Annotated in this window: 15 protein-coding genes; 14 read left to right on the top strand and 1 reads right to left on the bottom strand. The window is 46.9% G+C overall.

Annotation, left to right across the window (positions count from 1 at the left end):
• Positions 1–56 precede the first annotated feature (56 nt).
• From MKY62_RS18690 to MKY62_RS18645, 10 genes are all read left to right on the top strand, one after another.
• A complete protein-coding gene (locus MKY62_RS18690; RefSeq protein ID WP_003185665.1) occupies positions 57–1307 on the top strand; it encodes a M23 family metallopeptidase in 1251 nt (416 codons plus the stop codon).
• A gap of 155 nt (positions 1308–1462) precedes the next feature.
• Positions 1463–2521, top strand: coding sequence for a tartrate dehydrogenase (locus MKY62_RS18685; RefSeq protein WP_003185664.1), 1059 nt, complete (start codon positions 1463–1465; stop codon positions 2519–2521).
• A gap of 129 nt (positions 2522–2650) precedes the next feature.
• Positions 2651–4090 (top strand): S41 family peptidase, encoded by a 1440-nt coding sequence (locus MKY62_RS18680; RefSeq protein ID WP_003185662.1) that lies wholly within the window; start codon positions 2651–2653, stop codon positions 4088–4090.
• A 353-nt stretch (positions 4091–4443) separates the two neighbouring features.
• The gene (gene swrA / locus MKY62_RS18675; protein ID WP_003185659.1) at positions 4444–4797 is read left to right on the top strand and encodes a swarming motility protein SwrAA; all 354 of its coding nucleotides are present in this window, start codon (positions 4444–4446) and stop codon (positions 4795–4797) included.
• A 297-nt stretch (positions 4798–5094) separates the two neighbouring features.
• Positions 5095–6306, top strand: a complete 1212-nt coding sequence (locus MKY62_RS18670; protein WP_011198347.1) for a PDZ domain-containing protein — start codon at positions 5095–5097, stop codon at positions 6304–6306.
• A 124-nt stretch (positions 6307–6430) separates the two neighbouring features.
• Positions 6431–6724, top strand: coding sequence for a DUF5316 domain-containing protein (locus MKY62_RS18665; protein ID WP_003185656.1), 294 nt, complete (start codon positions 6431–6433; stop codon positions 6722–6724).
• Between the two features lie 118 nt (positions 6725–6842).
• Complete coding sequence (locus tag MKY62_RS18660; RefSeq protein ID WP_003185654.1) at positions 6843–7076, top strand: CsbA family protein; 234 nt, start codon at positions 6843–6845, stop codon at positions 7074–7076.
• Between the two features lie 183 nt (positions 7077–7259).
• Positions 7260–9245: an excinuclease ABC subunit UvrB gene (uvrB, locus tag MKY62_RS18655; RefSeq protein WP_003185651.1), complete on the top strand. Its 1986-nt coding sequence runs from the start codon at positions 7260–7262 to the stop codon at positions 9243–9245.
• 7 nt (positions 9246–9252) lie between these two features.
• Positions 9253–12126, top strand: a complete 2874-nt coding sequence (uvrA, locus tag MKY62_RS18650) for an excinuclease ABC subunit UvrA (protein ID WP_003185648.1) — start codon at positions 9253–9255, stop codon at positions 12124–12126.
• A 143-nt stretch (positions 12127–12269) separates the two neighbouring features.
• On the top strand, positions 12270–12413 hold the full coding sequence (locus MKY62_RS18645; protein ID WP_003185642.1) for a VOC family protein: 144 nt from the start codon (positions 12270–12272) through the stop codon (positions 12411–12413).
• Between the two features lie 232 nt (positions 12414–12645).
• Here the strand turns inward: MKY62_RS18645 and MKY62_RS18640 are convergent, their stop codons facing one another.
• Positions 12646–12876: a hypothetical protein gene (locus tag MKY62_RS18640; RefSeq protein ID WP_003185639.1), complete on the bottom strand. Its 231-nt coding sequence runs from the start codon at positions 12874–12876 to the stop codon at positions 12646–12648.
• A 214-nt stretch (positions 12877–13090) separates the two neighbouring features.
• Here MKY62_RS18640 and MKY62_RS18635 point away from each other — a divergent pair, with 214 nt between their 5' ends.
• The 4 genes from MKY62_RS18635 to MKY62_RS18620 are packed head-to-tail and all read left to right on the top strand — an operon-like array spanning position 13091 to position 15098.
• The gene (locus MKY62_RS18635) at positions 13091–13417 is read left to right on the top strand and encodes a DUF4870 domain-containing protein (protein ID WP_003185637.1); all 327 of its coding nucleotides are present in this window, start codon (positions 13091–13093) and stop codon (positions 13415–13417) included.
• Between the two features lie 25 nt (positions 13418–13442).
• A complete protein-coding gene (locus MKY62_RS18630; RefSeq protein ID WP_003185635.1) occupies positions 13443–14537 on the top strand; it encodes a DUF4097 domain-containing protein in 1095 nt (364 codons plus the stop codon).
• A gap of 4 nt (positions 14538–14541) precedes the next feature.
• Positions 14542–14742, top strand: coding sequence for a PspC domain-containing protein (locus MKY62_RS18625; protein ID WP_003185633.1), 201 nt, complete (start codon positions 14542–14544; stop codon positions 14740–14742).
• Complete coding sequence (locus tag MKY62_RS18620; RefSeq protein WP_003185632.1) at positions 14739–15098, top strand: phage holin family protein; 360 nt, start codon at positions 14739–14741, stop codon at positions 15096–15098. Before MKY62_RS18625 ends, MKY62_RS18620 begins: the two co-directional genes overlap by 4 nt.
• The last annotated feature ends 66 nt before the right edge of the window (positions 15099–15164 follow it).

Below are 15164 nucleotides of genomic sequence, written 5' to 3'. Positions count from 1 at the left end.
GGGATGCCTGCAAAGCGCCGGGCTCCCTTGATTCTGAAGGCAAGGAGGAACCAAGGTTGAAAAGAAAGCTTATGACGCTGGGGCTGACCGCTGTGCTCGGATCGTCGGCAGTGCTGATCCCCTTAAAAAGCAACCATGCTTTAGCTTATGAAGACTTGGAGAAAAAAAAGAGCGACGTTCAAAGCAAAAAATCTGAAAACGAGTCAAAACTCGAAAAAACGAAACAGGAGCTTTCAGAGCTTGAATCAAAGGAAGCAAGCCTGAGAAGCGAGATCGAGAAAATCGACCGTAAGATGACGGACACGAATGAAAAGCTGGAAAAGAAAAATGAAGAAATCGATAAAACAAAGAAAAGCATCGAAGAGCTGAAAAAGCAAATAAAAAAGCTTAAAGAAAAGATTGAGAAACGCAATAAAATATTGAAAGACCGTGTTCGCTCAATGCAGGAAAACGGCGGTTCTGTTCAATACATAGATGTGCTTCTCGGCTCGAAAAGCTTCGGGGATTTCATCAGCCGCGCGGGTGCGGTTTCGACAATTGTAGAAGCTGATAAAGACCTGATGGAAGAGCAAAAACGCGATCTTCAGCTTGTCGAGGAAAAGGAAACTAAGCTGAGCAAGGACCTTGAAAGCCTTGAAAAAGCGCTCAAAGACCTGGAAGATTTAAAAAAGACGCTCGACAAGCAGCAAAAAGAGAAAGCAAATGTCATGAAAAAAGTGAAGCAAGATAAAGATCATGCACATGAAGAACTTGGTTCACTCGAAAATGAAGCAGAAATTTTAAAGCGCCAGGATGAAGCGATCAAAGCCGAAGAGGCGCATCGCAAAAAGCAGGAAGCTGAAGCGAGCCGCCAGGCTTCAAGCGGCCAATCGGAAGCTTCCTCATCTAAACCGTCGGCACCAAGCAGCTCAGGCTTTATCCGCCCTGCTTCCGGCACATTTACTTCCGGGTTCGGAAAGCGTTCGCTCGGAAATCACTTCGGCGTAGACATCGCCAAGCGCGGTTCAGGCGTTCCGATTTATGCGGCCGCCGCCGGAACGGTCTATAACGCCCATTACTCGTCCAGCTACGGCAATGTTGTGTTTATTACCCATAACATCAACGGGCAAACATATCAGACGGTCTACGCTCACATGTCTTCAATTAAAGTGCAGACAGGCCAGCGTGTTGAACAGGGACAAGTGATCGGAACGATGGGAAATACAGGCCAATCCTACGGGCAGCATCTTCACTTTGAAATTCATAAAGGCCTTTGGAACAACGCGAAATCCAATGCTGTTGATCCGGCCAATTATATACCGCTTTAAAATGAAAGCCGATTCGTCCGGAGATGGACTGAATCGGCTTTTTGTTATTCAAACTGGGTTTTTCTCAAAATTTATTCTTGTCAGAAAATAACACAAGGTATAGAATGAAAGTGACAACTGTCGACAGTCGACAATTTGAAATAGGGGATGATCCAATGAAAGTATTCAACATTGCCAGCATACCCGGTGACGGGGTAGGGAAAGAAGTCGTACCTGCTGCACAACGAGTTTTGAAAGCGGTTTCGGATGTTCACGGGGGACTCTCATTTCGGTTTACGGAGTTTCCATACAGCTGTGAGTATTATTTGGAACACGGGGAAATGATGCCTGATGACGGCTTGGAGCAGCTGAAAGAGTTCGACAGCATCTTTCTTGGGGCTGTAGGAAACAGCAAGCTTGTCCCCGACCATATTTCCCTGTGGGGGCTGCTCATTAAAATCCGCCGCGAATTTGAACAGGTCATCAACATTAGACCTGCGAAATATTTGCAAGGAATCAAGTCTCCGCTGGCCAACCCAAAAGATTTCGATCTGCTTGTCGTCAGGGAAAACAGTGAAGGGGAATACAGCTCGATCGGAGGCAGAATCTTCAGGGATGAAGATGAAATCGCCATTCAAAATGCCGTTTTTTCAAGAAAAGGGGCGGAGAGGGCGATGCGCTTTGCTTTTGAGTTGGCGGCTAAGCGGAAAAAGCATGTCACAAGCGCAACAAAGTCGAACGGAATCGTTTATTCAATGCCTTTTTGGGATGAAGTCTTTGAGAACACGGCAAAAGACTACCCCGATATTACCGCAGATTCGCAGCACATTGACGCGCTGTCGGCCTTTTTTGTAACGAGGCCAGAGAAGCTTGACGTCATTGTTGCCAGCAATTTATTCGGCGATATTTTGACCGATATCGGGGCGGCGATTATGGGAAGCATAGGTGTGGCGCCGGCCGCCAACATTAATGTAAACGGCAAATATCCATCTATGTTTGAGCCTGTGCACGGCTCTGCTCCGGACATCATCGGAAAAGGAATCGCCAATCCGATCGGCCAAATTTGGACGGCAAAAATGATGCTCGATCATTTCGGGGAAGAAGAACTCGGTGCAAGATTGCTTGACGTGATTGAAGACGTTCTAAAGAGCGGCTACTTAACGCCTGATATCGGCGGTTCAAGTACGACGGATGATGTGACAGAAGAAATCATCAAGCGCGTGAGGACCATATAAGCGAAAGCTGCCAGCACTCCGGCAGCTTTTTTTGCTGTGGAATGGAAAATCGATTACATGATACGGGCGGTTTTGGCGCATACTACATCAAGCAACAAAACATAGTGCAGGCAGAAGAGGAGGTATAGGATGAATCAGAAGATTGTGCGGCTCATCATTGCGCTCAGCCTGTTATGCGGCTTGGTAACAGGCGCCGGCCCGATTCCGTTACATGATGTCGTTTCAAAAGCATCAGCGGCTGAAGAAGCTGCAGCCAAAAGCACCGCTAGAAACGAATTGGAGAAAATTGAGAAAGCATATGACCTGATTTCAAATGAATATGTGGAGCAGGTCGACAGGGAAAAACTGTTGGAAGGAGCCATACAGGGCATGCTTTCAACATTGAATGACCCATACTCGGTCTATATGGATAAACAGACGGCAAAGCGGTTTTCAGATTCCCTTGATTCCTCTTTTGAAGGAATCGGTGCAGAAATCGGAATGGAAGACAGAAAAATCATTATCGTTTCTCCTTTTAAACAGTCTCCGGCAGAGAAAGCCGGATTAAAGCCGAACGATGAAATCATCAGCATCGACGGCGATTCCATGAGCGGAATGGATTTGAATGACGCCGTATTAAAGATCAGAGGCAAAAAGGGATCGAAGGTTACACTGAAAGTTCACCGACCCGGAATGAAAGACCAGCTGACATTTACGATTAAGCGCGATGAAATCCCGCTGGAAACGGTGTTTGCTTCCATAAAGAAAGTACAGGATAAACCTGTCGGCTATATCGCAATATCTTCCTTTTCCGAACATACGGCAAAAGATTTTACTGCTGAACTGAAAAAGCTTGAGAAAAAGGGAATAAAAGGGCTCGTTTTGGATGTAAGAGGAAATCCGGGCGGGTACTTGCAAAGCGTGGAAGACATTTTAAAACATTTTGTGACAAAAGATCATCCGTATATACAAATCGCCGAAAGAAACGGAAATAAAAAACAATACTTCTCAAAATTAAAAGAGAAAAAACCATACCCTGTGAGCGTGATCACGGACAAGGGCAGCGCTTCGGCTTCGGAAATTCTTGCAGGCGCATTAAAAGAAGCCGAGGGCTACGACGTGGTTGGCGATCCTTCCTTTGGAAAGGGAACCGTCCAGCAGGCGGTGCCGATGGGAGACGGTAGCAATATTAAGCTGACGCTGTACAAATGGCTGACACCTAAAGGAAATTGGATCCATAAGCAGGGCATTCAGCCGACCGTTCCAGTCACGCAGCCTGCATATTTCTCGGCGGGGCCTTTACAGCTGAAAGAACCCCTCAAGCCGGATATGAACAACAATGAAATTAAGCGGGCGCAGTTCCTGCTGAAAGGACTCGGGTTTGTCCCCGGCCGGGAAGACGGCTATTACAATGAAAGCACAAAAAAAGCCGTCATGGCGTTTCAGGCAGCAAACAAGCTGAAGCAAACAGGGATCATTGACCAAAAAACGGCAAATACAATGAACCTGCGGATTGAGGAGAAAAAGATGGATGAAAAGAACGATCTTCAGCTGCAAGCCGCATTAAAAGTGCTGTTTAACAAAAAGTGAGGGCACGGGATGTCCTCACTTTTTTTATTCTCAGAAAGTAAATTCTCAATCTTTTTACCTAAAATTTTTGCTTTTTCATAAAAAAAACATTCATAATGAATAGAATTGACCCGATAACATAAGTATATGGGAGACTTTATAAGGATGTAAAGATGCAGTAAAAATGTAACTTTTGCAAGTTGTATAACATAGGAAAACTTTTTAAAATAGAACCAAAGCTTTTTCAAGAATTATAATGTGTGCATTTTTTTTTGCGGAGAATGTTAGCGCTGTTTGCGTTCTTCGTCTCTGTTGGTGGAGTCGTCTGACGCTTGCGCTTTTCTTATATATAAATAATAAATGGGGGTACACGATTGAAAAGGGCAAGTATTGTGAGAGAGAAAAAATACTATGAATTAGTGGAGCAGTTAAAAGTTCGATCACAAGACGTTACGTTTTCCGCTACAAAGGCAGTAGGATTGCTTATGCTGTTCAGCAGATACCTCGTGAACTACACTTCGGTCGAAAGTGTGGAAGATATTAATGAGGATTGCGCGGAACTTTATTTCAACTACTTGATGGACAACCACAAGCGGCTCGGCATCAATCTGACCGACATCAAGCGGTCAATGCAGCTGATAGGAGATATTCTTGATGTCGAGGTCAATCATTACCTGAAAGATTTTTCTTTGTCGAATGTGACGCTTTGGATGAGCCAGGAGAAATAAACCTCACGTTTACCATACCCAAGCATTTTATTATTTGTTAGAATAATAATAAAATGCACCAGCTTGCCTAAAGGTGCCAGCATTTGTCGTCACGAATGCGCATGAAAAGCACCGGCGTTTAAGCATCATGACGAAAGTTTCTGCGGCTGACGGCTCAGGCATCCCGCCTGAACGGCCGCCCGTCATTTCCTCGTGCCGACGCTTTAGACAAGCTGGGTTTCCTTAAAATATCCAACGTTAAAAAGCTGCCGTGTTGAAGGCGGCCTGAAATGCTTGGCTGAGGCGGTGAACGTTCCCTTGTCAGTTGAAGAAAGCTTAATTGAACTTTTAAAAGGAGCAGGATTGTTCTTTTTGCACCCGCTCTTCTATTTTATGATGATTATGAGTCTTGCTTACGGCTATGCCCGGATCAAACGTGAAAGAAAGACGTTCCATACGCGTATTGAAGATATTTATGACGAGTTCAAATTTACATATTCCAAGGGACTTCTGGCAGGACTTGTACTGTCCATTGTTTCGTTCGGCTTGGGGCTGTATCTCCCGATGGGCATGCTGGTTTTAATAGCGGCGGTCAGCGTTGCCGCAGCTTTAACTTTCAGACAGAGTCTGCTGTCAGCGGCATATACGCTTGGCGTGAGCATCGTCGTTGGTTTATGTATTGAATACACCGGTTTCGGAGCGCTTGACGCGTTTCTGCCGCAGCTGTCCCTCGCGAATTGGTCGGCTGCTGCCGTCTTGCTCGGACTTCTGTTGGTGGCGGAAGGAGTGCTTGTCTATAAAACGGCACATATCAAAACGTCCCCTGCGATTGTCATGAGCACAAGGGGTCTCCCGATCGGACAGCAGATTGCGGGCAGAACCTGGCTTCTGCCGTTGTTTATTCTTATTCCGGGACATGCGATCGAATCATCTGTTCCGTGGTGGCCTGTTTTGTCATTTAACGGCGGCTTTGAGCTCTTGTGGATTCCGTATTTCATCGGCTTCGGCCAAAGGGTTCAAGGATCGCTTCCGATTGAAAGCATTAAAATTACAGCGAAGCGCATCAGCGTGCTTGGCATCATCATTCTGCTGATCGCGGCCGGAAGCATATGGTGGACTCCGCTTGCCGCCCTTGCCGCCGGAGCAGCGATCGCAGGAAGGGCCTTTTTATCCTGGAAGCAGCGGATGAACGACAATTCCGCCCCTTTCCATTTTTCAAAGAGAGACCAGGGCTTGATGGTGCTCGGGATTATTCCGAACACGCCGGCAGCCGATCTCGGTCTCAAGATCGGCGAAATCATCACGAAGGTCAACGGGATTGAAGTGAAAAATGCGGCGGACTTCTACGAAGCGCTCCAAAAGAACAGGGCTTTCTTCAAGCTTGAAGTCGTCGGTTTAAACAATGAGATTCGTTTTGAACAAAGAGCTTCTTATGAAGGGGAGCATCATGAGCTCGGCATCATCTTTGTAAAAGAAGAGGATGCGGTGATGAAGCATGCCGAGGCAGCAGCCTCAGCAGAAACAGAATAACCGATGTTAAAAAAGCGCCGCTTTCAGGCGCTTTTGCTTTTGCCTTGTTTCGAAACTTTTTGGTTGTCTTTTACAAAACGTTCCGCTAGGATGATGGATAGAACTCATTGAAGGAGAATGATTGATGAAAAGGGCTTTTCTCGCAGGTGCTTTCGTTTGTTTAATAGCTGTATTGGTTTCGGCTGCGGCCGGGGATTGGACGCTGATTTTCAAAGTTTCGGGAGCAGCCGGCCTAGGCGCGATTCTGTTGTCTGCTTTATGTTCGGGCGTATTTGTCAGCGGTGACCGGTTCAGGGGAAATCACGATGCAGAAACGAAAGAGCACGGGGAGTGGAACAGCAAGCTGGCAAACGCTCTCGCCATTTTCGCCATGCCAAACCTCCTGGCCGCCGGAATATCGTTCTTTTTCGCCTTTTAACGTCCGATTCCGAATAACGCGGCAAGATGATGGACAAAATGAATGAGTGTCCATGTTTGTCCGTTTCTTTGTTCTTTAATATAATCGAATAAGATCAAGAAACGTGAGGAGGGTTTTTGTGTTTACAAAAGCCGTTTTTGCACTGATATTTCCTTTTATTCTTGTCTTGTTTTTTACAAGGGTGACCTATAACCATTACGTCGGAATTGCGCTCACTGCAGCGCTGTTGTTCGCTTCATATTTAAAAGGTTATACGGAAACCTTTTTTATTGTAGGACTTGATATCGCCTCGCTCGTCGCCGGTTCGCTCTATGCGGCAAAAAAGGCGGGCGAAAAGAAGGAAGACTCATAGAAACCGTAAGATTGATTGCCGTGAAGCCCTGCTTTTGATGACAAAAAGGAGGGGTTTTTTGATAGATCAGAAATCGCCGGCTTTTGTGGGAAAACACAAAAACCGAACTTTAGTTCGTATTTTTGCTTCGGGTGTGTTAAAATAATAAACAGGAAGATTTCGTAAAGAAACGGAGGCTTTTATGTGAAAGACCGCTTTGAATTAGTCTCGAATTATCAGCCCCAGGGGGATCAGCCGAAAGCGATTGATCAGCTTGTCAAAGGAATCAATGAAGGCAGAAAGCATCAGACGCTTTTGGGGGCAACCGGTACTGGAAAGACGTTTACGATGTCGAACGTGATTAAAGAGGTCAACAAACCGACTCTCGTCATCGCCCACAACAAAACGTTAGCCGGGCAGCTTTACAGCGAGTTTAAAGAATTTTTCCCCAACAACGCAGTCGAATATTTTGTCAGCTATTATGACTATTACCAGCCTGAGGCCTACGTGCCCCAGACTGATACATTTATCGAAAAAGATGCCAGCATTAACGATGAGATTGATAAATTAAGGCACTCTGCCACGTCTGCTCTTTTTGAACGCAAAGATGTCATCATTGTGGCGAGTGTCTCTTGTATTTACGGCTTGGGTTCTCCTGAGGAATACAGGGAAATGGTGCTCTCGCTCAGAACGGAAATGGAAATCGAGCGGAATGAGCTGCTCAGAAAGCTCGTTGACATCCAATATGCGCGGAATGACATCGATTTTCAGCGCGGAACATTCAGGGTGCGCGGCGATGTCGTCGAGATCTTTCCGGCTTCAAGGGATGAGCACTGCGTCCGAGTTGAATTTTTCGGGGACGAAATCGAACGGATCAGGGAAGTGGATGCCCTGACTGGCGAAATTTTAGGGGAGAGGGAACACGTCGCGATCTTCCCGGCTTCCCACTTCGTCACCCGGGAAGAAAAGATGAAGAAAGCGATCATAAACATTGAAGAGGAGCTGGAAGAGCGCCTCAAAGCGCTTCGTGAAGAAGGCAAGCTCCTTGAAGCGCAGCGTCTGGAACAGCGGACGAGATACGATTTGGAAATGATGCGCGAAATGGGCTTTTGCTCGGGCATCGAAAACTATTCAAGACATTTGACGCTTCGTCCGGCAGGTTCGACTCCATATACGCTGCTCGATTACTTTCCGGATGATTTCCTGATGGTCATAGATGAGTCGCATGTCACCATACCGCAGATCAGAGGAATGTACAACGGAGACCAGGCGAGAAAACAGGTTCTCGTCGATCATGGATTCAGGCTGCCTTCCGCTTTGGATAACCGTCCGCTCAGGTTTGAAGAGTTTGAAAAGCACATTCACAACATCGTGTATGTGTCGGCTACGCCGGGGCCTTATGAACTTGAGCATACGCCTGAAATGGTAGAGCAGATCATCCGGCCGACAGGGCTGCTCGATCCGATTATTGAGGTAAGGCCGATTGAAGGGCAGATCGATGATCTGATCGGTGAAATCCAGCAGAGAATCGAGCGGAATGAACGCGTCCTCGTCACGACGCTGACGAAAAAAATGTCCGAGGATTTGACGGATTATCTGAAGGAAATCGGTATCAAGGTCACGTACCTGCATTCAGAGATTAAAACGCTGGAGCGGATCGAGATCATACGCGACCTTCGCCTCGGCAAGCATGACGTTCTCGTCGGCATCAACCTGCTGAGGGAAGGACTCGATATTCCTGAGGTTTCACTCGTCGCCATTCTTGACGCAGACAAAGAAGGCTTTTTGCGGTCCGAACGCTCGCTCATCCAAACGATCGGCCGCGCCGCCAGAAATGCCGAAGGCCGCGTAATCATGTATGCCGACAAAATCACCAACTCGATGGAAATCGCAATCAATGAAACGAAGCGCCGCCGCGAACAGCAGGAGGCTTATAATGAGAAACACGGCATTACGCCGAAAACGATCAACAAAAAGATCAGGGACGTCATCCGGGCAACTCATGCTGCTGAAGACCAGGAAGAATATCAAGTGAAAGAGGAGCCGAAGCTTTCGAAGATGACGAAGAAAGAGCGGGAAAAAGTGATCGCTCAAATGGAAAGCGACATGAAGGAAGCGGCAAAAGCGCTTGACTTTGAACGCGCCGCCGAGCTTCGCGACTTGCTCCTAGAGTTAAAATCGGAAGGATGAATAGAAAATGGCAACGAAACGAATTGAGGTGAAAGGTGCAAGGGCCCATAACCTGAAAAATATCGATGTCTCTATTCCGAGGGATCAGCTTGTCGTTTTGACAGGTCTTTCGGGATCAGGGAAATCATCCCTTGCGTTCGATACGATATATGCAGAGGGGCAGCGGCGCTATGTCGAGTCTCTCTCCGCATATGCCCGCCAGTTTTTAGGACAGATGGACAAACCCGACGTCGATGCGATTGAAGGCCTGTCGCCGGCGATCAGCATCGATCAGAAAACAACGAGCCGGAACCCCCGGTCGACAGTCGGAACGGTGACGGAAATCTACGATTATCTCCGGCTGCTGTTTGCCAGAATCGGAAAGCCGGTTTGCCCTGTTCACGGCATTGAAATTACCTCGCAAACGATCGAACAGATGACGGACAGAATTTTGGATTATCCCGAGCGGACGAAGATCCAGGTGCTTGCGCCGATCGTCTCGGGAAGAAAAGGATCGCACGTGAAAGTGCTCGAACAAATCAGAAAACAAGGCTATGTGAGAGTCCGGATCGACGGCGAAATGAACGACCTCTCAGAGGACATCGAGCTCGAAAAGAATAAAAAGCATTCGATCGAAGTCGTCGTCGACCGCATCGTCATAAAAGAAGGCGTAACCGCCCGTCTCACAGACTCGCTCGAAACGGCGCTCCGCCTCGGCGAAGGCCGTGTGATCATCGACGTGATCGGGCAGGAAGAGCTGCTGTTCAGCGAGCACCATGCCTGTCCGCACTGCGGTTTTTCAATTGGGGAACTGGAGCCGAGGATGTTTTCTTTCAACAGCCCGTTCGGCGCATGTCCGAGCTGCGACGGCCTCGGGTCCAAGCTGGAAGTCGATGTAGAGCTCGTCATTCCAAACGATGAGCTGTCTCTAAAGGAGAATGCGATTGCACCTTGGGAACCGCAGAGCTCCCAATATTATCCGAAGCTGCTTGAAGCGGTATGCAGCCACTATGGAATCGATATGGATATTCCGGTCAGAGACCTGCCGAAGCACCACCTTGAGAAAATCCTCTACGGCAGCGGAGGCGAGCAGATTTATTTCAGATATGAAAACGACTTCGGACAAGTCCGGGAAAACTACATTGAGTTCGAAGGCGTCATCCGCAATATCGAAAGGCGCTATAAAGAAACCAGCTCGGATTATGTTCGTGAACTGATGGAAAAATATATGGCTAATCAGCCGTGCCCTTCATGCAAAGGCTACCGTCTGAAAAAGGAATCCCTCGCCGTGCTGATTAACGGCCTTCACATCGGTAAGATAACCGAAATGTCGGTAGCTAACGCCCTTCAATTTTTCCGTGAACTTGATCTTTCGGAAAAAGACATGAAGATCGCCAACCTCATTTTGCGGGAGATTGAAGAAAGGCTCGGATTCTTGAACAATGTCGGGCTTGACTATTTGACGCTCAGCCGCGCAGCCGGCACTCTGTCGGGGGGAGAAGCGCAGCGGATCAGGCTTGCAACGCAAATCGGCTCAAGGCTGACCGGTGTCCTTTACATCCTTGATGAGCCGTCAATCGGTCTTCATCAACGCGATAACGACCGCCTGATTGAGACGCTCAAAAACATGAGGGATATCGGAAACACATTGATCGTCGTCGAGCATGACGAGGATACAATGCTTGCCGCCGATTATTTAATCGATATCGGGCCCGGCGCGGGTGTACACGGGGGAGAAGTAATCTCCGCCGGAACGCCGGAAGAAGTGATGAACGATGATCAATCTCTGACAGGGCAATATCTTTCAGGGAAAAAATTCATTCCTCTTCCTGCCGAGAGAAGAAAGCCTGACAACCGCTTTATCGAGGTAAAAGGGGCAAAGGAAAACAACTTGAAAAATGTTTCCGTGAAATTTCCGCTCGGCGTGTTCACAGCTGTTACCGGGGTATCGGGATCAGGGAAAAGCACGCTCGTTAATGAAATTCTCCACAAAACGCTGGCTCAGAAGCTGCATCGGGCTAAGACGAAACCGGGAGAATACAAAGAAATAAAAGGAATCGAGCACCTCGATAAAGTGATCGATATTGACCAGTCTCCGATCGGCCGGACGCCGAGGTCAAATCCGGCCACATATACCGGCGTGTTCGATGACATCCGCGACGTGTTTGCCCAGACGAATGAAGCGAAAGTCAGAGGATACAAGAAAGGGCGCTTCAGCTTTAACGTCAAAGGCGGACGCTGTGAGGCCTGCAAAGGCGACGGAATCATTAAAATCGAGATGCACTTCCTGCCCGATGTATACGTTCCTTGTGAGGTTTGCCACGGAAAGAGATACAACCGTGAAACGCTTCAGGTTACGTACAAAGGCAAAAATATCTCTGACGTGCTTGAGATGACGGTCGAGAATGCCGTTCAATTTTTTGAGAACATCCCGAAAATCAAGCGCAAGCTGCAGACCCTCTATGATGTCGGTCTTGGCTATATTACGCTCGGACAGCCGGCTACAACGCTTTCCGGGGGAGAAGCGCAGCGGGTCAAATTGGCATCTGAACTTCACCGCCGTTCAACGGGAAGATCCCTTTATATTTTGGACGAGCCGACGACAGGACTGCACGTCGATGATATCGCAAGGCTTTTGGCCGTTCTGCAGCGCCTGGTCGACAATGGAGATACAGTGCTTGTAATCGAACACAATCTAGATATTATAAAAGCGGCTGATTATTTGATCGACTTGGGTCCTGAAGGCGGAGACGGCGGGGGAATGATCGTGGCTGCCGGACCTCCCGAAGAAGTCGTGAAAGTCGAAGGGTCATATACCGGCCGTTATTTAAAACCGATCATTGAACGCGACAAAAACAGAATGAAGAAGCGGCTTCAAGAAAAAGAAGCTGTCAGACCGTAAAGAAAAAGCTGCCGATGTCACGTCGGCAGCTTTTTCAATGGCCGAATGATCCGCGGCAAGCTTTGTTCAAAAAGATTTTCATTGCTCTTTTATTCAATAGCTGTTATAACGTAAAAAAACAAACAATAAAGGGGGATGGGGTGATGAAGATCGATCGCATGGATCATTTGGTACTGACTGTAAAAGACATTGATGCGACATGTGATTTTTACAGCCGTGTGCCGGGGTTGAATGCGGTCACTTTTCGAGAAGGAAGAAAAGCGCGACATTCGGCAGGCAAAAAATAAACCTCCACGAAGCCGGAAAATAGTTTGAGCCGAAGGCACAGCACCCGATGCCCGGCTCCGCAGACCTGTGTTTCATACAAATGCCGGCATTGATGATGTGATTCGTCATCTGGAGGGGCTGTCCATTAAAATTGAAGAAGGCCCCGCAGAGCGAATGGGCGCTGAAGGGCCGGTCGTTTCGGTTTATATCAGAGATCCCGACGGAAATCTGGTTAAAATATCATGAAAACGGTTAACGTTCAGTCCGGCTGATGTGTTTGGTCGCTTCACTCATACTGTTTAAAATATGGGTGCTGCTGCTGTTCAGCAGAACCTTTAAATAGCGGATTTCGCTGGAAAGCGGAGGAGCGGAATTGATCGATTCCAATCGGTTCACGATCTCCTGATTCATCCTTTTTTGTTCCTGAATCAGACTAAGAAGCTGGGAGGCGGATGAGGCGTATACTTCCGATTTCTGTTTCATAACGCTCGCTCCTTTTCATTGGCTTTGCCACATATTTTAAAGGGTTATAAAAAAAGAATCTATTCATAAAATCTAAAAAAATCAATTTGCGAAGTTTGACGCACGCCGATCGAATGAAAATGAAACCTAAAGGCCATGATACACGTAAACTAAGTATAAGGTCACTGTACATTAGACTCACAAAGAACGGTTTACATCATAAGGAGTGTTATGTATGACGAGAAACAACGCGCTGATTTCTTCAATTTGTTATTTTAGTGTTTTTTTTGCCCCGCTTATTTTGCCAATCGCAGCGTATTTTATAACAGATGATCAAGAAACGAAAAAGCATGCGATGCGTTCGCTTATTTCGCATATTATTCCGTTTATAAGCGTAGTCATATTGGCAGCAGGCGCGATAAGCGGTACGCTTATCTTTGGTGACGGCGGTTATTTGGCGGTCATTTTCATGATCGGAGGTTTCGTTTTTTTCGGGATCATCAGTTTGATTATTGTGGTCTGGAACGTAGTTCAAGGGATTAAAATGCTGACTCAGGCCTAAAAGAAGGAGAACGGGGGAGCTTTTCATGAAGCATGAGAAAGAACGAATTTTAAAATTGGTCGAGGAAGGAAAGCTGTCTGCAAAAGAGGCGCTGATCCTGATCGAAAAACTTGAAGAAGACTACAAGGAAACCGAGAGCAAGGTGACAGCCCTGTCTGAGGATGTCATTGATTCGGAGGACTTCTACAGCGAAAAGAAAAAAGAACCGAAGCCTTCGATCGGTTCAAAACTGTTCGAATGGATTGATACCGCTGTAAAAAAAGTAAAAGAAGCAGACTTGGATTTGAATTTCGGGCACTCGTACGATGTCCAGCATATATTCCAGTTTAAAGACACTGATTTTTCGACTCTGGATATTCAGCTTGCCAACGGCAGCGTCAACCTTGTACCATGGAGCGATTCCGACATCAGAGTCGAATGCCAGGCAAAAGTGTACCGGGCTGAAAATCAGGATGAAGCAAGGCAGGCTTTTCTCCAGCATATCGACTGCGGTGTGGAAGGCGATAAGTTCATGATCCGTACCGAGAAAAAAACGATGAAGACCAACCTTACCGTCTATATACCGGACAAAGAGTACGGCAAAATCCGCTTTAAACTGTTTAACGGCCCGGTCAGAGGGGAACATTTAAACGTAAAAGAGCTGTCCGCCAAAACGACGAACGGCGTGCTGTCGTTCTCTGCTCTCACGGCAGGAAAAGCTTCATTGGAAACTGCAAATGGACAAATCAAACTAGCCGACCATACTTGCGGAGAGATTGAAGCGGAAACCATCAATGGATTGATCGACCTTAAAGGTTCATGCGAGGCGCTTGACCTGCAGAGCTTTAACGGCAATATCGCGGCAACAGTCAAAAATCCGCACTGCCGGACGGCATATGTGAAAACAACGACTGGAAGCGTAGAGTTGAATGTTCCCCGGGACTGCGCTGTTACAGCGGAGCTGAAAAGCAATCTCGGTTCTCTGTCTCATGATCTTTCAGATGCAGAAATTTTAAAGGAAAAAAACGAGACAATCCAGAAGGAAATGTACCTAAAAGCAAATCAAAATCATGATCATAGCATGACCGTGTTTTTGGAATCGAAGACAGGATCGATCCATTTAAACCATACACAGGAGTGATACAATGAAAAGGCTATTTCGATCCGAAACAGACAGAAAGATTGCCGGGGTCGTCGGAGGTCTTGCTGAATATTTAAATATGGATGCGTCATTGCTGAGAATCATTACGGTTCTATTATTTATATTTTCGACCGGAGTTCCCGTCCTGCTGATTTATATTGTCTGGGTATTCCTTGTGCCGAATGAAGGAGACGTCAACAGATGATGAGATGGATTATAAACGTTCTTGTCAATGCCTTATTATTAATTGTCATTGCCGGTTACTTTGATGCGGTTCACGTCAGAAGCATCGGAGCAGCCATTACGGCAAGCTTGATTTTATCCATCTTAAATATGTTTGTGAAGCCCGTGCTGGTGATTTTGACGCTGCCCGTCACAGTAATTACGCTAGGTTTATTTTTGTTTATCATCAATGCGATCACTCTTTATATGACCGCGTCCATTATGGGGGACAGTTTTGACCTGGACGGCTTTGGGACAGCCATTTTTGCGTCGATCGTCCTGTCGGTTTTTCACTTGCTCATTCAAAAAGCAATTATCGAACCGATGTCCAGAAAATAAGTTGAAGTCTGATGAATCATCAGGCTTCTTTTTTTTGCCCGGATGTCTCTTTCATAAAAATGATCT

Source organism: Bacillus sp. FSL R7-0646, from assembly GCF_037969865.1.
Taxonomy (GTDB): domain Bacteria; phylum Bacillota; class Bacilli; order Bacillales; family Bacillaceae; genus Bacillus; species Bacillus licheniformis.
Note: the sequence above shows the minus strand (reverse complement) of the source record. Positions and strands in the feature narration are given on the sequence as shown.